Origin of the sequence: Microbacterium sp. LS_15, from assembly GCF_041954735.1 — a bacterium.
GTDB lineage: Bacteria > Actinomycetota > Actinomycetes > Actinomycetales > Microbacteriaceae > Microbacterium.
The window spans coordinates 482,395-506,761 of sequence record NZ_JAVAYD010000001.1; the positions used below are offsets into that span (position 1 = coordinate 482,395).

Genomic DNA, 24,367 nt, shown 5'->3' on the forward strand with positions numbered 1-24,367 from the left:
GCCTGTTCCAATCCCGCCCGCTTGGCAACTCGACGGGCGGTCATCCGTAGAACAGCTGCTCGAACGCACGGCGCGCACGGCGTGTCACACCGAGGTAGTCGTCCTCCAGCACGCTGGCCGAGCGGTCCGGATACCCGAGGAGGCGCCCGATCGCGTCGAGGTCGCGAGGGTCCGTCGGCAGCACATCGCTCGTCCGGCCGGTGTAGAGGGTGATCGCCGACCGGAGCCGGCTGGAGAGCAACCACGCCGCTCGCAGCAGTTCGGCTGATTCCTCCGGCACGTAGCCCGCCTCGACGGCGGCATCCAACGCGGCGAGCGTCGACGTCGTCCGCAACGAGGGCGTCTCATGCGCGTGCTGGAGCTGGATCAGCTGGACGAGCCACTCCACGTCGCTGAGCGTCCCAGGGCCGAGCTTGAGGTGGCGCCTCGGGTCGACGCCCTGCGGCAGACGCTCTCCCTCGACGCGCGCCTTGATGCGCTTGATCTCCCGACTGCCCTGCAGATCGACGGACGCCGGATAGCGGATGCTGTCGGCGAGCTCGGTGAACGTCGCGATCAGCTTCGCGCTCCCCGCGACCCCGCGGGCCCGGAGCAGGGCCTGCGCCTCCCAGGACAGCGACCATCGGCGGTAGTACTCGGCGTAGGCTTGAATGGTGCGCACCAGAGCGCCGTTGCGCCCCTCCGGTCGCAGGCCGGCGTCGAGGTCGAGCGGCACGCGGTGGTCGGTCAGATGCTCGCGGAGGCCGGCGACGATGCGCGTGGCGAGCGTCTGCGCCCGCTGCGGGTCGACGCCGTTCGCGTCATACACGTAGAGGATGTCGGCGTCGGAGCCGAAACCGAGCTCGGCGCCCCCGAACCGGCCCATGCCGATCACCGCGAAGTCGAGCGCGTCGTCCTCCGGCGGCACGATCTCGCGACGCACGGCCCTGAGCGCGGCCTGGATCGTCGCGTCGGTGATCTCGGTGAGCGAGGTCGCGACCTGCTGGATCGTGAGCACGTCCAGCACGCCGCCCATGGCCGTGCGCAGCAGCTCTCTGCGGCGCAGCGCGCGGACGGCCTGCAGCGCGTCGCCGATGTCGCGGTGCCGTGTCTGGATCGCCCTCGCCTCGTCGTCGAGCGCCGCACCGCTGCGGGGCCGCAGCAGGTCGCTGCTGTCGAGCCAGGCGACGGATTCGGGGATCCACTCCATCAGGTCGCCGACGTAGCGCGACGATGACAGGAGCCGGGTGAGGCTCTCCGCCGCGCCGGAGGAGTCACGGAGCATCCGCAGGAACCAGGGCGTGTCCCCCAGTCGCTCGCTGATGCGGCGGAAGGCGAGCAGGGCATAGTCGGGGTCGCTGCCGTCCGCGAACCAGCGGACCATGATCGGCATCAGATGGCGCTGGATCGTCGCCTTCCGGCTGAGCCCCGTGGTCAGCGCTCCGATATGGCGCAGCGCGCCGGCGGGGTCGCGGAAGCCGATGGCCATGAGCCGGTCGTGCGCCTGCTCCGTCGACAGCGTGCGCTCGTCCTCGGGCAGGGCCGCGACGGCGCTGAGCAGCGGCCGATAGAACAGGCGGGTATGGATGTCGCGGACCTCGCGGCGCACGCTCTCCCACCGCGCCCAGATCGCCTCGCCGGAGTCGGCGAGTCCTGAGCTGCGCGCGAGGATCCGCAGTCCGGCCGGCGTGCGGGGCATGAGATGCGTACGGCTGAGCTCGCGGAGCTGCAGACGGTGCTCCATGAGTCGCAGGATGCGGTAGTCGTCGGCGAAGGTTCCGGCATCCGCTCGTCCGATGTAGCCGCCGTCGACCAGCGCATCGACCGTCTCGAGGGTGCCCCTCGTCCGCAGCCGCGGATCGGTGAGCCCGTGCACGAGCTGCAGGAGCTGCACCGTGAACTCGATGTCGCGGAGACCGCCGGCGCCGAGCTTGATCTGGTACGGCACGTCTGACGGGTCGATGTGCTCCATGACCCGCTCGCGCATGCGCTGGACGCTGTCGACGAAGTTCTCGCGCGCGGCGCTCGAGAACACCTTGGGCTGCATCGCCGCGATGTAGTCGGCGCCGAGCTGCGCATCGCCGGCGAGTGGTCGCGCCTTCAGGAGCGCCTGGAACTCCCAGCTCTTCGCCCACCGGTCGTAGTACGCCACGTGCGAGGCGAGCGAGCGCACCAGGGCTCCCTGCTTGCCCTCGGGGCGCAGTGCGGCATCCACCTCCCACAGCGGCGGCTCGATCTCGATGCCGCTGAGCCCGCGCATCGTCTCGCGCGCCAGGCGCGTGGCGATGTCGATGGCCCGCGATTCGGCGACGACATCCTCGTCCGAGGTGCCGCCGACGAAGATCACATCCACGTCGCTGACGTAGTTCAACTCGCGCGCGCCGGCCTTGCCCATGCCGATGATCGCGAGCTGCGTGGCTGCGACCTGCTGCTCGCCGAGGGCGTCGGCGACGCGACGTCGTGCGACAGCGAGAGAGGCCTCCAACGCCGCCCCGGCGATGTCGGCGAGAGCCGCCGCGACCTCGCCGACCACCATCACCGGGTTGTGCGCGGTGAGGTCGAAGGCCGCGATCGCCGCGAGGTTGCGCCGGTATGCGATCCGCAGCGCGACGATCGCGGCCTCCTCTCCCGAGGACGCGAAACCGTCCTGCTCGCCGACCGCGGCGAGCAGCCGCTCGCGGAGTTCATCGGACGAGGGCAACGTCGACACCCGCTCGGCGAGGACCGAGAGCTGCTCCGGATGCCGGAGGAAGAACTCGGCGAACCCCTGCGAGGCGCCGAACACCCGCCAGGCGCGGTCGCGGGCGGCCGCATCGCCGAACACGGCCCGGAGCGGGGCCGGGTCGCGACGCGCGACGCGCAGCATCCCCTCCACCGCGGCATCCGGATCTGCCGCCGACGCGCCGTCGAGCAGCCCGACACGGTCGATCCCGAGCAGCCCTGCCAGCTCCTCGAGGTTCGCCGCCGCCTCGCTCAGCTCCGCGAACCCGAGCCTCGCCAGCGCAGAGAGGGAGACGGAGTCGTGCGAGCGGGCCATGCGGCGGTCAGAGGAGCTCGAGGTTGTTCTTCAACTCCAGCGGGGTGACCTGCCCACGGTAGGCCTCCCACTCCTTGCGCTTGTTGAGCAGCACGTAGTTGAAGACGGACTCGCCCAGCGTCTCGGCGACGAGCTCGGAGCTCTCCATGTACTCGAGGGCGTGGTCGAGGCTCGCGGGCAGTGCCGCGTAGCCCAGGGCCCGCCGCTCGGCGTCACTGAGCGACCACACGTTGTCCTCGGCCTCGGGAGGGAGGTCGTACTCCTCCTCGATGCCCTTCAGCCCTGCGGCGAGCATGAGCGCGTAGGCGAGGTACGGATTGGCCGCCGAGTCGAGGGCGCGGTACTCGACGCGCGAGGAACCGCCCTTGTTGGGCTTGTACATGGGCACCCGCACGAGCGCGGAGCGGTTGTTGTGGCCCCACGTCACGAAGCTCGGAGCCTCGTCGCCGCCCCAGAGGCGCTTGTACGAGTTCACGAACTGGTTCGTCACCGCGGCCATCTCGTTCGCGTGGCGGAGAAGACCGGCGATGAAGTGGCGCCCCGTCTTGGAGAGCTGGTACTTCGCGCCCTCCTCGTAGAACGCGTTGCGCTCGCCCTCGAACAGCGACATATGCGTGTGCATGCCGCTTCCGGGGTGACCGCTCAGCGGCTTCGGCATGAAGGTCGCGTACACGCCCTGCTCGATCGCCACCTCCTTGATGACCGTGCGGAACGTCATGACGTTGTCGGCCATCGTGAGAGCATCCGCGTAGCGCAGATCGATCTCGTTCTGACCGGGTCCGCCCTCGTGGTGGCTGAACTCGACCGAGATGCCCAGGTCCTCCAGCATCCGCACCGAACGGCGGCGGAAGTCGTGAGCCGTGCCGCCCGGCACGTTGTCGAAGTAGCCGGCCGAGTCGACAGGCACCGGCCCCTCCGGCCCGAAGTTCGACGACTTCAGGAGGTAGAACTCGATCTCCGGGTGGGTGTAGAACGTGAACCCGGCGTCGGCGGCCTTCGCGAGCGTGCGCTTGAGCACGTGACGAGGGTCGGACACCGCCGGACGCCCGTCGGGGGTCGTGATGTCGCAGAACATGCGCGCGGTCGGGTCGATCTCACCGCGCCACGGCAGCGTCTGGAACGTGGTGGGGTCGGGCTGCGCGAGCAGGTCGGACTCGTAGCTCCGCGTCAGTCCCTCGATCGCGGACCCGTCGAAGCCGATCCCCTCGGCGAACGCTCCCTCGACCTCCGCCGGCGCGATGGCCACCGACTTGAGCGTGCCGATGACATCGGTGAACCACAGACGCACGAACTTGACGCCGCGCTCCTCGATCGTCCGGAGGACGAAGTCCCTCTGCTTGTCCATCGTCACTCTGCGGAGCTCTTGCCGATGCCGGCGTCCCAGCCGTCTTCCGCGGCCTCCTCGTCGGCCCACGCACGCGCGCGCTCCTGGAGCTTCTCGGGGGCGTGGGCGGCCTCGGCCTCGGTGTCGAACGGGCCGACGCGGTCGGCCGACGGCGAGATCATGCCGAGCTCGACCTGTCGGGTCTCCAGGTTGTACCAGTACTTCTCATCGCCGTTCGACATGGCCGATCCCCTTCATCACGTGGTGTCATCGATCCTACTGGCGCAGAGCGCGGTCGCTAAGCTATCGACCATGGTGAAAGCGATCGGCGTCGACATCGGCGGCACGGGTATCAAGGCAGGCATCGTCGACCTCGAGCACGGCACTATGGCCTCGGAGCGTGTGCGTGTGCCCACACCCGAGGGCGCTGCTCCCGAAGACGTGCTGCTCGCCGTGCAGACGGTTCTGAAGACCCTCGACGTGCATGAATCGACCCTCCCCCTCGGCGTGGCATTCCCGGCGATCGTCAAGCGCGGCAAGACCCTGTCGGCCGCCAACGTCTCGAAGAAGTGGATCGACTTCGACGCCGAGCGCTTCTTCCGCGACGGCCTCGGCCGCAACATCGTCTTCGTCAACGACGCGGATGCCGCAGGCGTGGCCGAGGCCCGCCACGGAGCGGCTCGCGACGTGCGCGGCTTCACGCTCCTGACCACGCTCGGCACCGGGATCGGCTCGGCCTTCCTCTACGACGGCGTGCTTCTGCCGAACACCGAGCTGGGCCACCTGCACTACGGCGAGTACGAGTCGGTCGAGACCTTCGCCGCGACCTCGGCACGCGAGCGCGAGAACCTCTCGTGGGCGGAGTGGGCCGAGCGCCTGCAGAAGTTCTACTCGCACATCGAGTTCCTGTTCAGCCCCGACCTGTTCGTGGTCGGCGGCGGCGTCTCGAAGAACGCCGGCGACTTCCTGCCGCTGCTCGACCTCAAGACCCCGATCGTCCCGGCGATCCACCGCAACAACTCGGGCATCATCGGCGCCGCCTCGCTGGCCGGCGACTGAGCCCTCCGACGAGCTCAAGGCCCCATGACGAAGGCCCCGCTGGATCAGCGGGGCCTTCGTCATGTCTGAGGCGAATGGGCCGACCTGTACGCCGGGTTCTGTTCCGGGGTTCTTCGCCCCTTCGACGGCCATCTCTCTCGGCGACACGTTGCCGTGGCACTCTAGCGGTCTACCCGAGGACTCGGCGGGCCGCGTCATCATCCTCTGTCTGACCTTGCTCCGGACGAGGTTTACCTGGCGGGCCATGTCACCATGGCCCCCGGTGGTCTCTTACACCACCCTTTCACCCTTACCCCCGGACCTCGCGGTCGGGGGCGGTCTGCTCTCTGTGGCACTGTCTCGCGGATCACTCCGGGTGGGCGTTACCCACCGTCCTGCCCTGTGGAGCCCGGACGTTCCTCGGTGCGGTCTCCCGCCACGCGACCGTCCAGTCGACCCATTCGCGTCGTCCAGTCTACGCGGGCGCTACTTCTCCGCCGACTCCGCGATGCGCAGATCGAGCGGCACGTCGATCGGGAAGCCGCCGAACAGGCGGCGGGTCGCCACGGCCGCCGCGTCGCGCACGGCATCCGCCGCCGCCTCCGCCTGCTCCTCCGGGACGTGGAGGATGACCTCGTCATGCAGGAAGAACGCCAGATGCGCGCGCGAGCCGAAGACGCCGGACGCCGGAGCCGACCGCGCCGCCTCCGGGAGCTGCTGCAGACGATGACGGATCTCGGCCAGCCAGATGAGCGACCACTCCGCAGCCGTGCCCTGCACGACGAAGTTACGGGTGAAGCGCCCCCAGTCCCGTGCGCGCCGGCGCGCGACGCTCACGTCCGTCAGCTCGGCGTCGGCATCCGTCGCCCTCGCCTGCATCCGCGACCACTCCGTCGATGGTCGGGGCGACGATCTGCCCAGCCAGGTCGACACGACGCCGCCGTCCTCTCCGACACGGGCCGCCTCGTCGACGAGGGCCATGGCCCGCGGGTACACCTTGCGGAGCCGCGGCACGAGGCGGCCGCTGTCGCCGGTCGTCGCTCCGTACATCGCCCCGAGGACCGCGTACTTGGCCTCCTCGCGCGTGCCGACGGCGCCGGTCGCCACGACACCCGCGTAGAGGTCGGCCCCCTGCGCTGCTCGCGCCATGGCCCGATCCCCCGCCATCGCCGCGAGCATGCGGGGTTCCAGCTGAGCGACGTCCGCCACCACGAGCCGCCACCCGTCGTCGGCACGCACTGCACGCCGCAGGCTCCGAGGGATCTGCAGTGCCCCACCGCCGGCCGACGCCCAGCGCCCGGTGACGACCCCGCCGGGGATGTACACGGGACGGAAACGCCCCTCGTGCACCCACTCGGCGAGCCACGCCCATCCGTTGGCGCTGAGCAGCCGCGCGAGCTTCTTGTACGCCGTCAGCGGGCCGATGACCGCATGGTCGTGACGAGCGAGCTCCCATCGTGCTGTCGACTCGACCTGCACGCCCACCCGGTGGAGGGCACGCAGCAGCTTCGGCTGGCTGTCGAGATTGAGCCCCGGGTCTCCCAGGATGCTGCGCACGCGCTCCGCCTGCGCGACCATGCCGCTCGGCAGACCGCCGGCGATCGGGCGGGTGCCGAGGGTCTCGACGAGGATCCGGTCGTGGATCTCCTCGCTCCACGGAAGCCCGGCCGCACGCATCTCCTCCGCGATCAGGCCGCCGGCGGACTCGGCCGACGCGAGCAGAGCGAGCCGTCCGTCCGGCGAGGAGTCGATCACGCGACGCTGCAGTCGGTACTGGTCGAGCAGCTCACCGACGGGGTCGTCCGTCGTCGGGCGCTCCAGCGCGTCGAACAGCGAGGGAGCCTCGTCGACGACGGGATCGTGCCGCACCCAGTCCGGTGACGGGGCCAGCGGCCGCGCGACCCGATCGGTGTCGCGGAGGATCGCGTGGCACAGCAGCAGGTCGTGCGCGCGGGTCAGGCGCACACCCAGAGCGAGCAGCGGGGCGTAGACCTCCCGCGCGCTGCGGATGATCCAGCGCGGAGCACCGTCGCGCTCCTGCGCGGCGACCCAGTCGGCCACGGCATCCTGAGCGAGGGTGCGGCGGTGCTGCTCCTCCCCCGCGTCGTCGAGCTCGACCGCCGTCCAGCCGGGTGCGTTCCCGCGCGCCAGCACGATCCGGCGCTCAGGGGTCCGCCGCGAGGTCACGTCCGGCGCGCTCGCGGCGCGGGTGTCACAGGCCGGATTCCTCGGTGCGCACGAGGATGCAGCCGCACTCAGGGCACGAGACCACGGCGTCTTCGGCGGCACGGCGGATCTCGTTCAGGTCGGTGCCGGGGAGCACGATCCGGCACCCCTCGCAGGTGCCCCGGGTGAGCAGCGCGGCTCCGGCGCTGTTCGAGGCGCGGCGCGTGTACTCGGCGAGCAGGGGCTCAGGGACCGTCGCCGCGACAGCTTCGCGGTCGCGGGCCAGCTGGGCTCCGAGGTCGGTCGCCGCAGCGACATCGGCCTTCGCCTGCGCGGTGAGCGCTGTGCCCTCGGCCGTCGTCGTGTCGAGCAGCGCCTGCTGGGCCGCCACCGCGGCATCCGCGTCTTCGACCCGCCCCATCACATCGAGCTGCGCGTCTTCGAGGTCGCTCTGCCTGCGGGCGAGGCTGGCGATCTCGTGCTCGAGAGCCTGTGCCTCCTTGGGGTTCACGGCGGCGGCCAGGCGCTGGGCGTCGCGCGCGCGGCGCTGCTCGACGAGCGCGACATCCGACTCGATCCGCGTCAGCTCGGTGCGCACATCGTCGCGCGTGCCGGTCAGGGCGGTCAGCTCGCGCAGCTGCTCCTGACGGATCGCGACGAGCTCGGAGATGCGAGAGGCCTGTGTGGGCTTGGTGCGCGCACGCTCGGCCTGAGCGATGCGCCGATCCAGGTCGGCGATGTCGAGAAGGATGCGCTGGTGCTCGGGGCTGGCGTTCACGCTCTCAAATCTACTCGGTGGGTCGGACGCGCGGAGTCCCGGACCCGAACGTCACGAGACGTCGCCGTCGACGTAGAGCCAGCTGCGGCCCTCGCGGACGAAACGGCTGCGCTCGCGCAGCACGCCGCGCTCCGCTCCCTGCTGCCATGAGGCCGCGAACTCGACGATGCCCTCCCGATCGAACGGCCCTCCGGCGACCCGGTCGAGTATCGCGAGCCGTCGCCACACGAGATCCTCGTCGAGGTCGATCGTCGCCGGGCGTGTCGAGGCATGCCACGTCGCGCGGAGATGCCGCGCGTCCCCGCGCGCGAACGCCGTGTACCGCGACCGCATGAGCCGTTCGGCCGTCGGCGCAGGCGCTCCCGCGAGCAGGGGGCCGCAGCAGGCGCGGAAGAGATCACCCGAGCCGCACGGGCACCGGAGCGTATCCTGCCCTCTGCCGTCATCCGGCGCCATGGTCTCCGCTCCCGTCACCGCTCCAGCGTACGCTGACGTCATGACCGCTCTCCTCACGTTCACCGCCCACAATGGCTTCAGCCTGCCGGCCCTCGGACTCGGCACCTATGCGCTCGACGGCGACGTAGGGGCGGATGCCGTGACCACCGCGATCGGCGCCGGCTACCGCCTCCTCGACTCCGCCTTCAACTACGAGAACGAGGGATCGGTCGGGCGCGGCGTCCGGCAGTCGGACGTCGACCGCTCGGAGATCATCGTCACGACCAAGCTCCCCGGCCGCCACCACGCTCGAGCGAAAGCCGTCGCGAGCATCGAGGAGAGCCGATCGCGTCTCGGCCTCGATGCGACCGACCTGCACCTCATCCACTGGCCGAACCCGAGCCAGGATGAGTACGTCCAGGCCTGGGAGGCACTCGTCGACGCCCAGCAGCGCGGGGTCGTGCGGCAGATCGGCGTCTCGAACTTCCTGCCGGAGCACCTGGAGCGCATCGAGCGCGAGACCGGCGTGCGCCCCGTCGTCAACCAGATCGAAGTGCACCCGTACTTCCCGCAGACGGAGCAGCTCGCGTACCACCGCGAGCACGGTATCCTCACCGAGGCGTGGAGCCCGCTCGGGCGCGCGAAGGAGCTGCTCGACGAGTCGGTGATCGCCGAGGTCGCCGCCGCGCACGGGATCACGCCGGCGCAGACAGTGCTCGCCTGGCATGTGGCACGCGAGACCGTGGCCATCCCGAAGGCGTCGTCGGCGGAGCACCAGCAGTCGAATCTCGCCGCCGGCGAGGTCGTCCTGGACGCGGCCGAGGTCGAGGCGATCACCGCGCTGGGCCGTGCAAACGGCCGTCTCTTCGACGCCGACCCCCGCACGCACGAGGAGTCCTGACGCGCCGGGAGGAGATCAGACCCGCTGCGTGCCCAGCACGCGGAGCAGCTCCAGTTTGCTCGCCGATTCCGAACCGGGGGCGGCCGTCAGCACCACCAGCGTCTGCGATTCGTCCTCGGTGAAGAGCGCCTGGCAGTCGACCTCGATCTCGCCGATGTCGGGGTGGATGAGCACCTTGTGGTCGTCGAAACGGCGACGGACCTCGTGCACCTCCCACAGCGCGGCGAACTCCGAGCTGCGTGCCGTCAGCTCGCGCACGATGTCGCCGGCGCGCGACCTCTCCCCGAGCACGCCGTAGGCCGCTCGCAGGGAGGCGACGAGCACGCGGCTGCGGTGATCGTGATCCGCCTCCGGATACCGGCGCCGCTCCTCGTCGACATCGGTGAACCACCGGTAGATGCCGCTGCGAGCCAGTCCCTCCAGGGAGCTCGCGTCGCCGAGGAGAGCCTTCGCGGCGTCGTTCTGCACGAGCACTTCGTCGAGCACCGAGACGACGAAGGCGGGCGTGTCGTCCAGACGGTCGAGCACCCGGAGCATGCCCGGATGCACGTAGTCGGTGAACATCGCGCGGTCGGGCGCGCTGTGCCCGCTCACCCGGTGGAGGTAGTCCCGTTCATCGGGACTGAGCCGCAGCGCTCGCGCCAGCGACGCGAGGATCTGCACGCTCGGCTGCGGCCCGCGCCGCTGCTCGAGTCGGGTGTAGTAGTCCGTCGACATCGCGGCGAGCTGGGCCACCTCCTCGCGGCGCAACCCCGGCGTGCGTCGCCGAGGTCCGGCGCTCAGCCCGACATCCCCCGGCCGCAGCTGCTCGCGGCGGGCGAGGAGGAAGTCCGCGAGTGCATCTCTGTCCACCCCCTCAGTATCGCGCCAGAGCGCGGAACCATCCAGGGACCCCGGATCCCTGGATCACCCGTCCCTGGAGCGGCGACCGCGCGCGGCGCAGAGTGGAGGCATGAACATCAGCGGAAACACCATCTTCATCCCCGGAGCGACGAGCGGCATCGGCCTCGCCCTGGCGCAGCGATTCGCGGAGCGCGGGAACACGGTCATCGTCGGCGGACGACGCGCCGAGCTGCTGGAGCGGATCGCTGCCGAGAACCCCGGCATCGACACCGTGCAGATCGACACGACGGATGCCGAGAGCATCCGCTCGGCATCCGCGCAAGTGCTCGCATCGCACCCCGACCTCAACGTGCTGATCGCGATGGCGGGCATCATGCGCGCCGAGGACTGGACGACGTCCAGCGGGTTCCTCGAGACGGCGGAGTCCATCGTGACGACGAACCTGCTCGGGCCGATCCGGCTGATCGCCGCCTTCATCGACCATCTCGTCACGCGTCCGGACGCGACCATCATGACCGTGTCGTCGGGTCTGGCGTTCGCTCCCCTGCGGGTGACTCCGACCTACAACGCCACGAAGGCCGCCATCCACATGCTCAGCGAGTCCGTGCGGCTGCAGCTCGCCGGCACCAGCGTGGCCGTGCAGGAGCTCGAGCCGCCGTCGGTGCGCACCGCGCTCATGCCCGGCCAGGAGTCCAGCGACTTCGCCATGCCGCTCGACGACTTCGTGTCGGAGGTCATCGGGATCATCGAGTCGCAGCCCGACGCGCGGGAGATCCAGGTCGAGAACGTGAAGTTCCTCCGGTACGGGGAGGCGCGCGGCGACTACGACCAGGTCGTGGCGACGCTGAACGCCCGCGATCCGCACGGGAACTGATCGGCGAGCGGTCGGCGCTGGCCGTCAGAGCGCCGCGTCGACCGCTTCTCGAACCGTGCGGTGGGTGAACGAGAAACCGCTCTGTTCCAGGGCGTGCGGACGCACATCGGCATCGGGGAGCAGCAGCGATTCGGCTGCCGCGCCCAACGCGAGCTTCAGCGCCCAGGCGGGTGCGGGCAGCCAGAACGGCCGGTGCATCGTCGTCGCGACCGCGCGCCCGAGGTCGTTCGCGGTGGCGGGCGTGGGACCGCTGAGGTTGACCGGGCCGTCGAGCTGGGCATCGATCACGTGACGGATGCCGCGCACCTCGTCGTCGAGCGAGATCCACGGCCACACCTGCGTGCCGCGCCCGAGGGGACCGGCGAGGCCGAACCGGGTGAGCTGGATGAGCGGCTTGAGCACGCCCTGCCGATGCACGATGGGCGCCGTGCGCAGGAGCGCGACGCGAGTGCGGTCTTCGGCGCGCCGCGCCTCGTCCTCCCACCGGACGCAGAGCTTCGCGAGGAACGTGTCGCCCGGACCCGCGGCCTCGGTGAGGATCTCCCCCGGCGCCGATCCGTAGTACCCGACGGCGGACGCCGAGACCAGGGCTGGCGCGTCGTCGCCGAGAGCCCGGAGCGCGGTCGCGATGGTCCGCGTCGAGGAGATCCGGGAATCGACGAGCTCGCGGCGATAGCCGGACGTCCACGGCAGCCGGCCGACGCTGGCTCCGCCGAGGGCGACGACCGCGGCGGCACCGTCGAGCGCGGCCGGAGCCAGAGCACCGGACGAGGGATCCCACTGCACTTCGTCATACGAGCGGGTGGGGTCGGACGAGCGAGCGGGACGCCGGACGAGCGTCGTGACGGGAATGCCGTCGGCTCGGAGAGACGAGACGAGAGCCGTCCCGACGAGCCCGGAGGCTCCACTGACCACGATGCGTCCGTCCATGCCGGCTCCCGATCCTCGACCCGTTCGGAGAAGTCTCCTGCCCCGAGTCTGTCACGGTGCGATCACGACGCGCCCGAGTTCGCCTCTGCGCCTTACGCGCCCTGCGATCCGACCGATATTACAGTTCGGGGAGCGCAGGAAGAGGAGAAGTGACCACCACCTACATCGAGACCGGCGGCCATGTGCGCGTCTACGACGACGCCGTGCGGACGCACCAGGTGTTCCCCCTCGGCACCTACCGCGTGCACTTCACCTCGAAGGAGGGGTTCAGCCTCATCAAGGTCGACGATCTCACCGTCGGCACGGAGCGCGTCTACGGCGGTCTCGAGAGGAAGGTCGCGAAGATCTTCCGCTCCTACGCCCTGTCCGACCGCAGTCTCGGGGTCATGCTCTCGGGTGACAAGGGCATCGGCAAGACGCTGTTCCTGCGGATGGTCGCGGAGGAGGCGCGCGACCAGGCACTGCCGGTCGTGATCGTCTCCGAGGACAACGAGGGCATCGTGGAGTTCCTCGACAGTCTCGACGAGTGCCTCATCGTGTTCGACGAGTTCGAGAAGACGTTCCCCGTGGCGCGCCGCGGCGGTGTCGACGGCGCGAACCGTCAGAACCAGTTCCTCTCGCTGTTCGACGGCCTGTCGTCGGTGAAGCGCATCTACTGCCTCACCGTGAACGACATCAACGACGTGAGCACGTACATCGTCAACCGCCCGGGGCGCTTCCACTACCACATGCGGTTCGAGTACCCCGGCCCCGACGAGGTCAGGCAGTACCTGCTCGATCAAGCCCCGAACGCCGACCCCGCCGAGATCGAGAACGTCGCCCTGTTCTCGCGCCGAGCGCGGTTGAACTACGACCACCTCCGCGCGATCGCCTTCGAGCTCGCCCAGCCCGACACGCTCTTCTCCGAGATCGTGCAGGACCTCAACATCAAGTCGATCGAACCGAGCCTGTACCGGATCGAAGCGCGCTTCCCCGACGGCAAGATCTGGTCGGAGGAAGCGGAGATGAATCTTTTCGAACGCGGCGACGTCGGCCGCACGTACGAGCTGCGCAACTCCAACCGATCGCTGTTCGCGTCATTCGTCCCCCGCGACCTCGTGTTCGAGACCGACGGCACGATCTTCGTGCCGATCGACCGGCTCGACCTCGTGGACGACGAGGACGAGGAGCCCGAGGTGTACCCGACGAGCGTGAGCCTCACGCTCGTCGGTCAGGCCGCCTACGGGTTCGGGCTCTGAGGCGGCACCGGAGACACGACAGAGGCGATGCGTCAGACACCGATCGTCTGACCCAGGAAGGCCCGCGCATACCGGTGACCGCTCGCGATCGCCAGCCGGTCGAAGTACGCATCGAGCACGGCGGTCGACGAGCGCGAGCGTCGGATCCCCGCTCCGTGCTCGTCGGCGAGATGACGGTCGAGGGCGTCGCGCAGCATCCGCACCGCCTCCGAGCGCTGCTGCGACACGGCGGCGTGGGACACTCCGAGCTCTTCGGCGATCTCCGTGACCGTGCGGTCGTCGAAGTAGATCGCCCTGATGATGCGTCTCTTGCGCTCGGGAAGGGCATCGACCGCGATGTGCAGGAGCTCCTCCCGCTCTGCGGCGATCGCCATCTCCTCCGGGAGGTACCCGGTCCAGACGATCTCGTGCACGTCGAGCACGTCCAGGCTCGTGACCGTGCGCTCGGCGTCCGCGAGCCGCTGCGTGACGGCGCTCGCGTCGATGCCCATCGCGTCGGCGATCTCGGCGACCGTGGGCGTTCGACCGAGCACACCGCCCAGCATGTCGCGGACCCGAGTGGTCTCCCTGGCCTTCGCCCTGACGTCGCGGGGAGCCCAGTCCATCGCCCGGAGCTCGTCCTTCAACGCCCAGTTGATCCGCTCGCGCGCGTAGGCGCCGAAGGGCACGCCGAGACTCTCGTCGTACTTCTCCGCCGCGCGGACCAGCGCGAAAGCGCCGGCTGCGGCGAGGTCCTCACGGGAGACGTGGGTCAGTCGCGCGGCGACAGCGGCAGTGGCCGCCCCGACGATGTGCAGGTGATCGACCACGAGTTTGTTCCGCGCGCGCAACGGCATACGGTCCCGCCTCTTTCGCTGTCAGTGCAAGCCCCCCAGCGACCCACAGCATCACCACCCCACGGCGACGAGAAACATCATTCGTGTACATGCTAGGGCCGCGCAGGGCGCGAAGAGGGACCGAACGCCGAAACGCTCGTGAATTCTCGTTTACGTTTAGATCACGATTGCTAATCGGTCGACTTGACGCGCTTGTTCACCTCGCGGGTCGCCGAGAACTTCAGCACCGTGTAGTCGTCGACCTCACCGGTTCCCTCGTCTTTCGAGAACTGCACCCGGTGACCCTTGTGGGTCTGGGGGTAGAACTTCCCGAAGTTGGTCAGGGTCACCGTGTTCCCCCGGCTCACGAGGTCGACGAGTTCGTCGATCATCGCGTTGTACGCCGTCTGTGCAGCGCCCACGGAGATCCCGCCCCGTCGCGCGAACCGCTGCACGAACTCCCTCTTGCTCACCCGACTCGTGTCGAGCGTCCTGGATGTGCTCATCTTTCCGTCCAATGGAAATGTCGCCCGTCACCGGGCGTCTTGCGCTGTACCCCACCAGCGACATCCGCCGACGCGCGCAGGTCCCAACCTCCTGCAACGTCGTCGAATCTGCCAGTACCCCAGCCTGTGCTCCTCAGAGGATAACCGCTGTTCCTTGGTATATGCGGTGAAAATCGAATTCCTCTGATCGTCGACTCATCGAGGGACCGGAACGGCTGCGAGGATCACCCTCAGCCGTCGAGCCGTACGCGGATCGGATACTCCTCGTCGTCGAGGATGATCTGCAGGGCCCGTCCTGTGGCCGGATCGAGCACGATCGGCGCTCGAAGGTTCACGTACACCCCGTCGTCCGACGGATTGGCGACGATGAGGACCCGCAGGTCGCCGTCCTCGGCCGCGCCGAGATCCGCACGCACACCGGCCGAGATGCGCGGGGCGTAGTCGTAGTCGTTGAACACGGGGTCGAGCAGGAACAGCCGGACGTCGGCATCCGTCGCACGCAGCGCGTAGAGTCCCTCGGCGCCGCCGATCGGATCCAGCGAGAAGGAGGTGTGCGGCCGCAGGCCGGGCATGGGGGCGACGAAGTCGACGGAGACGCTCGCGGTGTCGGCGGTGATGGCGGTCATCGCAGGAACTCCAGGAGGTTGGTCTGCAGCGACTTGGCCGTCACCTGCAGGGCGGATTGGAACACGAGCTCGGCGGACTGCAGACGTACGAGCACTTCGAGGCTGTCGACGTTCTCGACCTCCGTACGGCGGGCCTCCAGGTCGGTCGACACGGAGAGATTCTGTGCCATCGCCCTCTCGATCTGCACCTGACGGGCACCGGTCTCACCGCGGGCTGCGGTGAAGGCGGTGAGGCGCGCGTCGACATCGCCGAGACGCGCGCCGATGTTGGCACCGCCCCGCAACTCGGTGGCGATGTCGCGAAGCATCGCGAACGCGCTGGTCGCGCCGGATCCGAATGCCTGAGCGCCGTCGAAGTCGACGCGCACGGTCTCGTTGTCGCTGATGCGGCGCCGCACCCCGTCGTCCGCTGTACCGCTGAACGCGAAGGTCACGGGGTCGAACGCCGTCGCGGCGTCGCTGGTGCCGGCGAAGACGCTGCGACCGAGCACCGTCGTGTTCGCCTGAGACAGGAGCTCGGCGCTGATCGTCTCCAGCTCCTGCGCGATCGACTCGCGCGCGGTCGCGCTGAGCGCCCCCGAGTTCGCGCCCTGGGCCACGAGATCCCGCGCCCGGTTGAGCAGGTCGGTGCTGGCGCCGAGAGCAGTGTCGACCGTCGTGACCCAGGCCAGGCCGTCGCTGAGATTGCGCGAGAACTGGGCGACGCGCGACTGCTCGCCGTGCAGCCCGAGAGTCGTGGCTGCCGCCGCCGGGTCCTCGCTCGGGGTGCGGAAGGCCCGCTGAGAGGTCGCCTGGTGCTGCAGCCGCTCCCGGTCGACGAGGTTGCTCTGCAGCGTGCGCAGCGACTGCTGCGTCATGGTGCTGCTCGTGATGCGCCCGATCATGTTGCCTCCCGGGTCAGCGGCCGACCAGGCCGGTGCGGTTGATGAGCAGGTCGAGCGCCTCGTCGACTGCGGTCAGCACACGAGCGGCCGCCTGGTACGCGGTCTGATAGGTGAGGAGGTTGATGGTCTCCTCGTCGCCGTCCACCGAGGCGTTCGACTGCTGCGCGGTGACGGCGGCGACCGCGCCCATGTCGGCGATGTCGGCGCGCTGGCGATCTCCGGCGACGGTCACCGCGAAGCCGGTCACGAAGCTCGACCACACCGAGCTCGGGCCCGTCGTCGACGATCCCAGCGTGCTGATCCGGTCCGCGATGGTGGTGTCCTTGGCCCCGGCTCCCGGGGCGGCCAGCGCGAGATCGGCGAGTCCGGCAGGGATCACCCGGAGCCCCAGCGCGGCAGGCCCGCTCGCGTCGACCGCGAAGAAGTCCCCGCCCGGCGTGCCCGCCGACGTCACTCCCGTGCGGTGGATGTCGTTGACGGCGGTCGCAAGAGCGGACGCCGTCGCGTTGTATGCGGCCGCCACGCCGGCGAGCGTTCCGCCGTCGGCGGCAGGGCCGAGCGCGCTGATGGCGCCGCCGACCGAGCCGCCGGTGACGGCGACCGGGACGGTGGGACGGTCGGCCCAGGCGACGGTGATCCTGCCGCCGTCGGCGATCTCCCGCGGACCGCTCACGGTCAGCGCACGGCTGGCGTCGCCCGAGACGAGGGCGTTGCCGTCGACGCGGAGCGTCAGGGTGCCGTCGGCCTCGACCGCGCCCGTCGCGCCCACGGCTGTCGACAGTTGCTGGGCCAGCACGTTCCGCTGATCGATCAGCTCGTTCGCGCCGCGCCCGGAGAGCAGCGCATCGCGGATCTGCGCGTTCAGCCCGGCGACCTGACCCGCGATCGCATTCACGTCCGTGATCTGCCTGTCCACCTGACCGCGCAGGTCGGTCCACTGCCCCGCGACCGACTGGTATCCGGCCGCGATCTGGCCGACCAGCACCTCGGCGTTCGTGAGCACGACCTTCGCCGCGCCGGCATCCGGTGTGTTGGCGAGGTCGGACCACCCCGACCAGAATCGGTTCAGGTTCGCGGCGAGACCGTCGGACGTCGGCTCGGCCATCACGGCTTCGGCCTGGCCGGCCGCGGTGGCTCTCGTGACCCAGAAGCCGGACGTCCCGAGGGCGTCGCGCACGCGTGCGTCGAGCAGATCGTTGCCGAGACGGGCGACACCCGTGACTCCGACTCCCCCGCCGACGGCGAAGGTCGTCGGCCAGAGCCCGGTCGATCCCGGAGCGGACAGCGACGTCTGCTCGAGGCGCTGACGCGTGTAGCCGGCGGTGGTCTGGTTGGCGATGTTCTGCCCGGTGACGGTCATGCCCGCGCGTGCTGCGGCCAGGGCGGATTCGGCGAGCCGGAGTCCTGCGAACGACGACATCGCGGTCACACCCTCGTGTCGAGCAGCCGGGCGTCGCCGTCGCGGACGACATCGCCGGACGGGTCGTACTCGCCGGTCGGCGTGCCCAGACCCGCGATGGTCTCCTGGGTGACGCGGATAGCCGTGCGCAGGCGCTGCTCGTTGACCTTCTTCATCTGGGCGATCTCCTCGGCGAGGGATGTCATCGCTTCGAGGTGACCGGACATGACCTCGCGCCAGGCGTCGGTGGGCGCGGCATCGATCAGCTCTCGAAGCGTCGTGGCCGCCGGCACCCCCCACTCGTCGGCGACGGCGACGACGAGCGTGTCACGTGAGAGGGCGACCGTGGGCATCGCGGCCAGCACACGATCGATCTCGTTCGCGGCATGGTGGATCCAGCGATTGCGTCCGGTGGCGAGGAGCATCTGCTGCTCGTCGAGCTTGAAGAGCAGCACCTCGAGCAGATCGCGCTCTCGCATCAGCTGCATGCTCAGGTCGTGAGCGGCCACGGTTCGTCACCTCGTCAGTCGTGGTTTCCCGACGGGATTGCCCGTCATACTCCCGACTATCGCGACATCGATGTACGGGGTAACTCGGGGTGGATGGGGAGAACTCCCCATTGACACCCTCAGGGTTTCGTGGTGATCCGTGCGAGCGCGCCCCGCAGCGCGTTCTCCGCCGCTTCGTCGGACGACGTCTGCACGGCCTCCTGGTTCGCGTCGGACACGGCCAGCACGATCTCCGCACGGTTGATGCGCTTGTCGCGCGGCGCATCGATGCCGACCCGGACGCCACCCGGTGTGACCGCGAGGATCGTGACCGTGATGTCGTCGCCGATCAGGATGCTCTCGTTCGCGCGCCTCGTGAGTACCAGCATGCCTTCGTCCGCCTTCCATGGCTGGCGCGCAGGAGCGCACCCAGACAAAAGTAGCGCATGATCCACTCGTAAATGAGAGGAAGGCGCGCCTACACCGCCGGACTCGGGAGCGCGGTGGGAGCGATGCGCACGACACCGACCACATCGGTCGCGAAGCCTCCGGCCCCGGCCTCGTCGTAGGACAGCACCGGAAGTCCGCGCACCTGCGCCGACAGCATCCGTCGAACGGCCGGGCGCAGCGACGGCGCGCAGACGAGCACCGGCTCCGGACCCGACTGGTCGAGCTCTGAGACGGTCCGCCGCACGCTCTCGAGAAGCTGCATCGTGGCCTCGGGGCTCAGCACGATCTGGGTCTGGCCTTCCACGGCTCGCATGCCCTCGAGCATCTGCTGCTCGAGCATCGGATCGAACATCAGGACGCGGATCCGACCGTCCTGCGCGAAGCGGGCGGCGATGGCCGGTCCGAGTGCGGCGCGCGCCGCCTCGATGAGACCCGGGGTGTCGGTCGACGTCTTCGCCCGCAGTGCCAGCGCCTCGTAGATGCGGGCGAGGTCGTTGATCGGGACCCGTTCCGACAGCAGCCCGGCGAGCACCCGCTGGATGGCCGCGAGAGAGAGCATCGCCGGCGTCAGCTCCTCGACGGTCGCGGGGCTGGACTGCGTGAGATGCTCGGTGAGCTGTCGCACGTCTTCGAGCGAGAGCAGCCTGTCCGCCTGGCTCTGCACCACGTCGGACAGATGGGTGATGATGACGCTCGCGCGGTCGATGACCGTCGCTCCCGCCATGTCGGCGGCATGCGACATCTCCGTCGGCACCCATTTGCCCTCGAGCCCGAACACCGGATCGGTCACCGCGGTACCGGGCAACTGGTCCAGCCCGGTACCGATGGCCAGCACATGTCCGCGCGGCACCGTGCCTCGTCCGACCTCGACGCCGGCGATCAGCAGCGCGTACGTCTGCGCCGGCAGATCGATGTTGTCGCGGGTGCGCACCGGCGGCATCAGGATGCCGATCTCCATCGCGAGCTTGCGGCGGAGCGACTTCACCCTGGTCAGCAGATCACCCTGACCGCCCGAGGCCAGATCGACGATGTCGGGGGCCAGCGAGATCTCGAGGGCGTGCACGCGCATCCGGTCCATGAGCTCTTCCGGGCCCTCGGCCGCCGCCTCCGCCGCTTCGAGCTGCTGGGCGTCGAGCGCCGCCGCCGTCTCCTTCGCCTCGTTCGCCCGCACCCGCGAGGCGGCGAACAGCAGCACGGCGCCGATCGCGAGGAACACCAGCAGCGGCATCCCGGGGATGAAGCCCATCGCACAGGCTGCGAGGCCGGTGATGAGGAGCGCGTTGCGCGACTGCAGCAGCTGCCGTCCCGCGGCCTGCCCCATCTCGGCCTCGGCGTTCTCGCGGGTCACGATCATGCCGGTGGACACCGCCATGAGCAGCGCCGGGATCTGGGTCACCAGGCCGTCGCCGATCGTGAGGATGCTGTAGGTCTCGAGCGCCTCGCCGACCTCCATGCCGTGCTGGACCATGCCGATGATGATGCCGCCGACGAAGTTGATGACGACGATCACGATGCCGGCGATCGCGTCGCCCTTCACGAACTTCGACGCACCATCCATCGCACCGTAGAAATCGGCCTCGGCGGCGACCTCCGCCCGCCGGGCTCGCGCCTCCGCCTCGGTGATGAGTCCGGCGTTGAGATCGGCGTCGATCGCCATCTGCTTTCCCGGCATCGCGTCGAGGGTGAAGCGGGCACCGACCTCGGCGACGCGCTCCGCGCCCTTGGTCACCACCACGAACTGGATGACCGTGAGGATGAGGAAGATCACCGCGCCGATCACCAGGGATCCGCTGATCGTGATCTGTCCGAACGCCTGGATCACCTGACCGGCGTGGGCCTCGCTGAGCACGAGTCGGGTCGACGCGACGTTGAGTCCCAGGCGGAACAGGGTCGCGACCAGCAGCAGGCTCGGGAAGACCGAGAACTCCAGCGGCTTCTTGATGAACATCGCCGTGAGCAGGATCAGCAGGGCGAACGAGATGTTGACGACGATGAGCACATCGAGCAGCGGCGTGGGGATCGGCACGATGAGCAGCAGGATGATGCCGACGACGCCGACCGGCACTGCGGCCTTCGACAGGATCTGTCCGATCATGGGTGTCTCGTTCTCTCGTGACGGTGGTTGTACGGGCTGCCGGGGTCAGAGGCCGCGGTCGCGGGTGCTCTCGAACGGCATGGTGTGGGTTCCGCGCGCCGACCCTCGACGCTTCAGGTGCTCGATGAAGGCGAGCACCTGCGCGACGGCGGTGTAGAGCTCCTCGGGGATCTCCCGCCCGAGCTCGCATGCCGAGTGCAGCGCCCGCGCGAGCGGGATGTCGCGCACCATCGGCACACCCGCCTCCTCGGCCTTCTCGCGGATCTTCTGCGCCACGACGCCCGCACCCTTCGCAACGACGCGCGGGGCGGACTTGCCCGGTTCGTACCGGAGGGCGACCGCGACATGGGTCGGGTTGACGAGGACGACATCGCTGTCGCCGACGGCGGCGATCATGCGATTGCGGCTCAGCGCGATCTGACGCGAACGACGCTGAGAGCGCACGAGCGGGTCTCCCTCGCTCTTCTTGTGCTCGTCCTTCGCCTCCTTCTTCGTCATGTGCGTGTGCTTGCGGTTGCGGCGCATCACCACGACGACGTCGATCGCGGCGAGCAGGATGCCGACGGCCACCGCGACCTGGAGCAGTGCGACCGCTCCCCCGGCAGCCTGCTCGAGGAGCCACGTGATGTTGTGGCTCCCGCTCGCCATGAGCACTGGCACGAGGCCGGACACCACGATCCACAGCGAGAGTCCGATCGCGGCCGTCTTGAGGAGCGCCTTGACTCCTTCCCAGAGCGCCTGGCGACCGAAGACGCGCTTGAGCCCGGCCACGATGTTGAACTGCTCTGCGCGCATCGGCACGCCCCGCAGGTGGATGCCGCCCTGGGCGACCGCGGTGGCTGCGGTGGCGAGCAGCACGACGAGGAGCGTCGGCAGCAGCACTCCTCCGAGTGACGCGATCGCCGCACTCAGCGCGTCCATCGCGGCTCCGTCGGCGGGGTTCCGCGCGACCTGCGAGACGCGGAGGAAGAGATCGGTGGTGACCTGGGTTCCCGCGGCGACCGTCGGCACCATCATCACAGCCGCGGCCCCGATGCACACCCATGCCGTGAAGTCCTGACTCCGCCCGATCTGGCCTTTGCGACGCGCGTCCCTGAGCCGCTGCTCGGTGGCCTTCTCGGTGCGTTCCCCGGTGTCGACGTCGCTCACCGCGTCACCCCCACGAGCAGCCGGGCGGCGTCCTCGGCGATCGCCGCGACCACACTGGGGAGCGCGGCGTACACGAAGCCGACCAGCACCAGCGTGAGTCCGATCTTCACGGGGAAGCCCATCGCGAACGCGTTGAGCGCCGGCGCGACCCTGGTGACGAGACCGAGACCGACGTCGGCGAGGAACAGGACGATGAGCAGCGGTCCGGCGATCTGCACCGCGCTGAGCATCATCTGGCCGGTCGCGCCGACGAGCGCTTCGGCGGGGCTCGACAGATCGATGACGCCGGAGACCGGGATCGCGTCGAACGAGCGGAAGAGCCCGCCCAGGACGAGCTGATACCCGTCGGATGCGAACAGCAGCAGCAGCGCCGTCATCTGGAACAGGCGGGTGAACTGCGCGCCGTTGATCGCCATTCCCGGGTCGAACGCCTGCGCCAGCTGGAACCCGCCGAACGTGTCGACCAGGTGACCGGCTCCCTGGATCGCGCTGAACAGCACCATCACGAGGAAGCCGAGCAGCGCCCCCGTGAAGGCCTGTCCGACGAGGGCGAGCAGGAAGCCCCCGGTATCGAGGCGCTCGTACCCCACCGTGACCACGGGCGAGACCGCGAGGGCGAGACCGGCGCCCAGCATCGCGCGGATGCGCATCGGGATGGTGGCGTGACTGAACGGCGGCGCCAGCACGAGGAAGGCCGTGATGCGCACACAGGCGAGCGCCGTGGCCTCGAGCCACGTGAAGTCGATGGGGATGTTCATCATCCGCCGTTCAACAGGCCGGGGATGCGGGCGAACATCTCGTTCGAGAAGGCGATGAGCTCGGCGATCATCCAGTGCCCGCTCACGAGCAGCGCGATGCCCACCGCGACGAGCTTCGGCACGAAGGAGATCGTCATCTCCTGCACCTGGGTGATCGACTGCAGCAGCGAGATCGCGAATCCCACGACCAGCGCCGTGATGAGAAGCGGTGCGCACAGCTTCGCACCGAGGATGAGGGCGGCCTGCCCGATGTCGATGACGGCTTCGGGACTCATCAGCCGCCCCCGCTGTAGGACTGGACGAGGGCGGTGATGATCATTCCCCAGCCGTCGATGAGCAGGAACAGCAGGATCTTGAACGGCAGCGAGATCATCACCGGCGGGAGCATCATCATGCCCATCGACATGAGGGCGCTGGCCACGACGAGATCGATGACGAGGAACGGCACGAAGATGACGAACCCGATCAGGAAGGCCGCACGCAGCTCGCTGATCATGAATGCCGGCACGAGGGTCTGCAGCGGGATGCTCGCCGCGTCGGTCGGGTTGTCGAGCTGGGCCGCGCGGTGCATCAGGGCGATGTCCTCCTCGCGCGTGTACGACAGCATCCAGTCGCGCAGGGGTGCCTGGGCGAGCTCGAACGCCTGCCCGAAGTCGATCTGCCCGGCGGTGAACGGGCTCACGGCGACGGCGTTGATGTCGGTGAGAACCGGCCACATGATGAACAGCGTCAGGAACAGGCTGAGGCCGGCGAGCACCTGGTTGGGCGGGATCGACGGCAGGGAGAGCGCGTTCCGGGTCAGCGCCAGCACGACGAAGATCTTCGTGAAGCTCGACATCATGAGCAGCAGCGCCGGTGCGACGCTGAGGACGGTGATGCCGAGCAGCGTCATGATGCTGTCGGACGGCGTGCCGTTGATGCCGTTGATCGTGACACCGCCGCCGTCGCCCGTCTCGGAGGACACGGCAGCGTGCGCATCCACCGCCCCGAGCACGATCATCGCGGCGGCCAGTCCGGCCGCGACGAGCGCGATGGTCACGAGCCTCCGGTACGCGTGCGCACGCCGGCGCCGCTCGAGCGCACGCGGCGCGGAGAGGGGCACGACTGGGGACACGGCGGCACTCCGAGAATGGGTGTCGTGGCCGATCCGTAGCCGAGGGGGCGAGCTATCCGTGCTCGCAGACGACTATCGCGACAGAGCGCGCCGAGCGTAACCCGCGCGACGGTCTCAGGCGACGGAGCGCAGCGCCCGGTCGACGATGTCGTCCGGAGGGGTGCTCGGTGTCTCCTCGACGGCCGAGGCGGACTCGTCCTCGGCGACCGGGGCCTCCTGTGTGTCGACGACGCTGACGCCCTGCTCGGTCACGCCGAGCACGTAGCGGATGCCGCCGAACTCGGCCACGACGAGCTGCGCGCGACCGCCGAGCCCCGAGCGCGCGACGACGGTGATCTTCTCCGGACGGGCGCGGCGCACCGGGGCCGGCCGGGGTGCACGCGTCCGCGCGACCCCGGTGAGCCTCTTGGGCATGAGCCCGGCGAAGGGGCTCGCGCCCGTCGACTGACTCTTCTGCAACCGCTTGCTGAGGAAGACGAGCAGACCGAGCACGGCCGCCAGCGCGACGATCGCGCGCACCGCGACGAGCAGATCGTCCAC

25 protein-coding genes and 1 other RNA gene are annotated in these 24,367 nt (G+C 69.5%); 4 read left to right on the top strand and 22 right to left on the bottom strand.

Going from position 1 to position 24,367, the window contains the following annotated elements; genetic code table 11:
- Positions 1 to 40 precede the first annotated feature (40 nt).
- From RAC69_RS02310 to RAC69_RS02320, 3 genes are read right to left on the bottom strand one after another with little or no spacing between them, the layout of a single operon-like run.
- Complete coding sequence (locus tag RAC69_RS02310; protein ID WP_375084834.1) at positions 41 to 3,016, bottom strand: bifunctional [glutamine synthetase] adenylyltransferase/[glutamine synthetase]-adenylyl-L-tyrosine phosphorylase; 2,976 nt, start codon at positions 3,014 to 3,016, stop codon at positions 41 to 43.
- A gap of 7 nt (positions 3,017 to 3,023) precedes the next feature.
- Entirely contained in the window at positions 3,024 to 4,361 is a 1,338-nt protein-coding gene (glnA, locus tag RAC69_RS02315; protein ID WP_096715417.1) for a type I glutamate--ammonia ligase, read from the bottom strand.
- Between the two features lie 2 nt (positions 4,362 to 4,363).
- Entirely contained in the window at positions 4,364 to 4,582 is a 219-nt protein-coding gene (locus tag RAC69_RS02320; RefSeq protein ID WP_375084836.1) for an SPOR domain-containing protein, read from the bottom strand.
- Between the two features lie 70 nt (positions 4,583 to 4,652).
- On the opposite strand from RAC69_RS02320, the gene ppgK reads away from it, so the two are divergent.
- A complete protein-coding gene (gene ppgK, locus RAC69_RS02325) occupies positions 4,653 to 5,399 on the top strand; it encodes a polyphosphate--glucose phosphotransferase (RefSeq protein ID WP_341934318.1) in 747 nt (248 codons plus the stop codon).
- Positions 5,400 to 5,470: 71 nt separating this feature from the next.
- Here the strand turns inward: ppgK and rnpB are convergent.
- From rnpB to RAC69_RS02345, 4 genes are all read right to left on the bottom strand, one after another.
- An RNA gene (gene rnpB, locus RAC69_RS02330) (RNase P RNA component class A) lies at positions 5,471 to 5,838 on the bottom strand.
- Between the two features lie 26 nt (positions 5,839 to 5,864).
- A complete protein-coding gene (locus RAC69_RS02335; RefSeq protein WP_375084838.1) occupies positions 5,865 to 7,565 on the bottom strand; it encodes a bifunctional 3'-5' exonuclease/DNA polymerase in 1,701 nt (566 codons plus the stop codon).
- A gap of 25 nt (positions 7,566 to 7,590) precedes the next feature.
- Entirely contained in the window at positions 7,591 to 8,322 is a 732-nt protein-coding gene (locus tag RAC69_RS02340) for a zinc ribbon domain-containing protein (protein ID WP_375084840.1), read from the bottom strand.
- Positions 8,323 to 8,373: 51 nt separating this feature from the next.
- Complete coding sequence (locus RAC69_RS02345; RefSeq protein WP_375085298.1) at positions 8,374 to 8,778, bottom strand: YchJ family protein; 405 nt, start codon at positions 8,776 to 8,778, stop codon at positions 8,374 to 8,376.
- Between the two features lie 40 nt (positions 8,779 to 8,818).
- Between RAC69_RS02345 and RAC69_RS02350 the strand changes: the two genes are divergently transcribed.
- Positions 8,819 to 9,658, top strand: a complete 840-nt coding sequence (locus RAC69_RS02350; RefSeq protein WP_375084841.1) for an aldo/keto reductase — start codon at positions 8,819 to 8,821, stop codon at positions 9,656 to 9,658.
- A gap of 15 nt (positions 9,659 to 9,673) precedes the next feature.
- Here the strand turns inward: RAC69_RS02350 and RAC69_RS02355 are convergent, their stop codons facing one another.
- A complete protein-coding gene (locus tag RAC69_RS02355; RefSeq protein WP_375084843.1) occupies positions 9,674 to 10,510 on the bottom strand; it encodes a helix-turn-helix transcriptional regulator in 837 nt (278 codons plus the stop codon).
- Between the two features lie 100 nt (positions 10,511 to 10,610).
- Between RAC69_RS02355 and RAC69_RS02360 the strand changes: the two genes are divergently transcribed.
- The gene (locus RAC69_RS02360) at positions 10,611 to 11,375 is read left to right on the top strand and encodes an SDR family oxidoreductase (RefSeq protein ID WP_375084844.1); all 765 of its coding nucleotides are present in this window, start codon (positions 10,611 to 10,613) and stop codon (positions 11,373 to 11,375) included.
- Positions 11,376 to 11,399: 24 nt separating this feature from the next.
- Here the strand turns inward: RAC69_RS02360 and RAC69_RS02365 are convergent, their stop codons facing one another.
- The gene (locus tag RAC69_RS02365; protein ID WP_375084845.1) at positions 11,400 to 12,305 is read right to left on the bottom strand and encodes a TIGR01777 family oxidoreductase; all 906 of its coding nucleotides are present in this window, start codon (positions 12,303 to 12,305) and stop codon (positions 11,400 to 11,402) included.
- 149 nt (positions 12,306 to 12,454) lie between these two features.
- Here RAC69_RS02365 and RAC69_RS02370 point away from each other — a divergent pair, with 149 nt between their 5' ends.
- Positions 12,455 to 13,543: an AAA family ATPase gene (locus tag RAC69_RS02370; RefSeq protein WP_375084847.1), complete on the top strand. Its 1,089-nt coding sequence runs from the start codon at positions 12,455 to 12,457 to the stop codon at positions 13,541 to 13,543.
- Positions 13,544 to 13,575: 32 nt separating this feature from the next.
- Here RAC69_RS02370 and RAC69_RS02375 read toward each other — a convergent pair whose 3' ends face one another.
- The 13 genes from RAC69_RS02375 to RAC69_RS02435 all read right to left on the bottom strand — a co-directional run bounded on the left by RAC69_RS02375 (position 13,576) and on the right by RAC69_RS02435 (position 24,367).
- The gene (locus RAC69_RS02375; protein ID WP_375084849.1) at positions 13,576 to 14,379 is read right to left on the bottom strand and encodes a sigma-70 family RNA polymerase sigma factor; all 804 of its coding nucleotides are present in this window, start codon (positions 14,377 to 14,379) and stop codon (positions 13,576 to 13,578) included.
- Positions 14,380 to 14,549: 170 nt separating this feature from the next.
- Positions 14,550 to 14,864, bottom strand: coding sequence for an HU family DNA-binding protein (locus tag RAC69_RS02380; RefSeq protein ID WP_251587983.1), 315 nt, complete (start codon positions 14,862 to 14,864; stop codon positions 14,550 to 14,552).
- Positions 14,865 to 15,094: 230 nt separating this feature from the next.
- Positions 15,095 to 15,490, bottom strand: a complete 396-nt coding sequence (locus RAC69_RS02385) for a flagellar assembly protein FliW (protein ID WP_375084851.1) — start codon at positions 15,488 to 15,490, stop codon at positions 15,095 to 15,097.
- Positions 15,487 to 16,374: a flagellar hook-associated protein FlgL gene (flgL, locus tag RAC69_RS02390; protein ID WP_375084853.1), complete on the bottom strand. Its 888-nt coding sequence runs from the start codon at positions 16,372 to 16,374 to the stop codon at positions 15,487 to 15,489. Before flgL ends, RAC69_RS02385 begins: the two co-directional genes overlap by 4 nt.
- Before the next feature lie 13 nt (positions 16,375 to 16,387).
- Positions 16,388 to 17,794 (bottom strand): flagellar hook-associated protein FlgK, encoded by a 1,407-nt coding sequence (flgK, locus tag RAC69_RS02395; RefSeq protein WP_375084854.1) that lies wholly within the window; start codon positions 17,792 to 17,794, stop codon positions 16,388 to 16,390.
- Between the two features lie 5 nt (positions 17,795 to 17,799).
- On the bottom strand, positions 17,800 to 18,282 hold the full coding sequence (flgN, locus tag RAC69_RS02400; protein WP_375084855.1) for a flagellar export chaperone FlgN: 483 nt from the start codon (positions 18,280 to 18,282) through the stop codon (positions 17,800 to 17,802).
- Positions 18,283 to 18,401: 119 nt separating this feature from the next.
- Positions 18,402 to 18,650, bottom strand: a complete 249-nt coding sequence (gene csrA / locus RAC69_RS02405; protein ID WP_341934304.1) for a carbon storage regulator CsrA — start codon at positions 18,648 to 18,650, stop codon at positions 18,402 to 18,404.
- Between the two features lie 89 nt (positions 18,651 to 18,739).
- Positions 18,740 to 20,806: a flagellar biosynthesis protein FlhA gene (locus tag RAC69_RS02410; protein ID WP_375084857.1), complete on the bottom strand. Its 2,067-nt coding sequence runs from the start codon at positions 20,804 to 20,806 to the stop codon at positions 18,740 to 18,742.
- A 45-nt stretch (positions 20,807 to 20,851) separates the two neighbouring features.
- A complete protein-coding gene (locus tag RAC69_RS02415; protein WP_375084858.1) occupies positions 20,852 to 21,955 on the bottom strand; it encodes a flagellar biosynthesis protein FlhB in 1,104 nt (367 codons plus the stop codon).
- Positions 21,952 to 22,713 (bottom strand): flagellar biosynthetic protein FliR, encoded by a 762-nt coding sequence (locus tag RAC69_RS02420; protein WP_341936228.1) that lies wholly within the window; start codon positions 22,711 to 22,713, stop codon positions 21,952 to 21,954. The genes RAC69_RS02415 and RAC69_RS02420 overlap by 4 nt, the downstream gene beginning before the upstream one ends.
- Positions 22,713 to 22,988 (bottom strand): flagellar biosynthesis protein FliQ, encoded by a 276-nt coding sequence (gene fliQ, locus RAC69_RS02425; protein ID WP_096715435.1) that lies wholly within the window; start codon positions 22,986 to 22,988, stop codon positions 22,713 to 22,715. Before fliQ ends, RAC69_RS02420 begins: the two co-directional genes overlap by 1 nt.
- Positions 22,988 to 23,752, bottom strand: coding sequence for a flagellar type III secretion system pore protein FliP (gene fliP, locus RAC69_RS02430; RefSeq protein ID WP_375084859.1), 765 nt, complete (start codon positions 23,750 to 23,752; stop codon positions 22,988 to 22,990). The genes fliQ and fliP overlap by 1 nt, the downstream gene beginning before the upstream one ends.
- A 189-nt stretch (positions 23,753 to 23,941) precedes the next feature.
- Positions 23,942 to 24,367 (bottom strand): flagellar biosynthetic protein FliO, encoded by a 426-nt coding sequence (locus tag RAC69_RS02435; protein ID WP_375084861.1) that lies wholly within the window; start codon positions 24,365 to 24,367, stop codon positions 23,942 to 23,944.

What these genes read in the sequence shown, in the direction of transcription:
- RAC69_RS02310 (WP_375084834.1), bottom strand. Translation starts at nt 3,016, where the DNA reads ATGGCCCGCTCGCACGACTCCGTCTCCCTCTCTGCGCTGGCGAGGCTC.
- glnA (WP_096715417.1), bottom strand. Translation starts at nt 4,361, where the DNA reads ATGGACAAGCAGAGGGACTTCGTCCTCCGGACGATCGAGGAGCGCGGC.
- RAC69_RS02320 (WP_375084836.1), bottom strand. Translation starts at nt 4,582, where the DNA reads ATGTCGAACGGCGATGAGAAGTACTGGTACAACCTGGAGACCCGACAG.
- ppgK (WP_341934318.1), top strand. Translation starts at nt 4,653, where the DNA reads ATGGTGAAAGCGATCGGCGTCGACATCGGCGGCACGGGTATCAAGGCA.
- RAC69_RS02345 (WP_375085298.1), bottom strand. Translation starts at nt 8,778, where the DNA reads ATGGCGCCGGATGACGGCAGAGGGCAGGATACGCTCCGGTGCCCGTGC.
- RAC69_RS02350 (WP_375084841.1), top strand. Translation starts at nt 8,819, where the DNA reads ATGACCGCTCTCCTCACGTTCACCGCCCACAATGGCTTCAGCCTGCCG.
- RAC69_RS02360 (WP_375084844.1), top strand. Translation starts at nt 10,611, where the DNA reads ATGAACATCAGCGGAAACACCATCTTCATCCCCGGAGCGACGAGCGGC.
- RAC69_RS02365 (WP_375084845.1), bottom strand. Translation starts at nt 12,305, where the DNA reads ATGGACGGACGCATCGTGGTCAGTGGAGCCTCCGGGCTCGTCGGGACG.
- RAC69_RS02375 (WP_375084849.1), bottom strand. Translation starts at nt 14,379, where the DNA reads ATGCCGTTGCGCGCGCGGAACAAACTCGTGGTCGATCACCTGCACATC.
- RAC69_RS02380 (WP_251587983.1), bottom strand. Translation starts at nt 14,864, where the DNA reads ATGAGCACATCCAGGACGCTCGACACGAGTCGGGTGAGCAAGAGGGAG.
- RAC69_RS02385 (WP_375084851.1), bottom strand. Translation starts at nt 15,490, where the DNA reads ATGACCGCCATCACCGCCGACACCGCGAGCGTCTCCGTCGACTTCGTC.
- flgL (WP_375084853.1), bottom strand. Translation starts at nt 16,374, where the DNA reads ATGATCGGGCGCATCACGAGCAGCACCATGACGCAGCAGTCGCTGCGC.
- flgK (WP_375084854.1), bottom strand. Translation starts at nt 17,794, where the DNA reads ATGTCGTCGTTCGCAGGACTCCGGCTCGCCGAATCCGCCCTGGCCGCA.
- csrA (WP_341934304.1), bottom strand. Translation starts at nt 18,650, where the DNA reads ATGCTGGTACTCACGAGGCGCGCGAACGAGAGCATCCTGATCGGCGAC.
- RAC69_RS02410 (WP_375084857.1), bottom strand. Translation starts at nt 20,806, where the DNA reads ATGATCGGACAGATCCTGTCGAAGGCCGCAGTGCCGGTCGGCGTCGTC.
- RAC69_RS02420 (WP_341936228.1), bottom strand. Translation starts at nt 22,713, where the DNA reads ATGAACATCCCCATCGACTTCACGTGGCTCGAGGCCACGGCGCTCGCC.
- fliQ (WP_096715435.1), bottom strand. Translation starts at nt 22,988, where the DNA reads ATGAGTCCCGAAGCCGTCATCGACATCGGGCAGGCCGCCCTCATCCTC.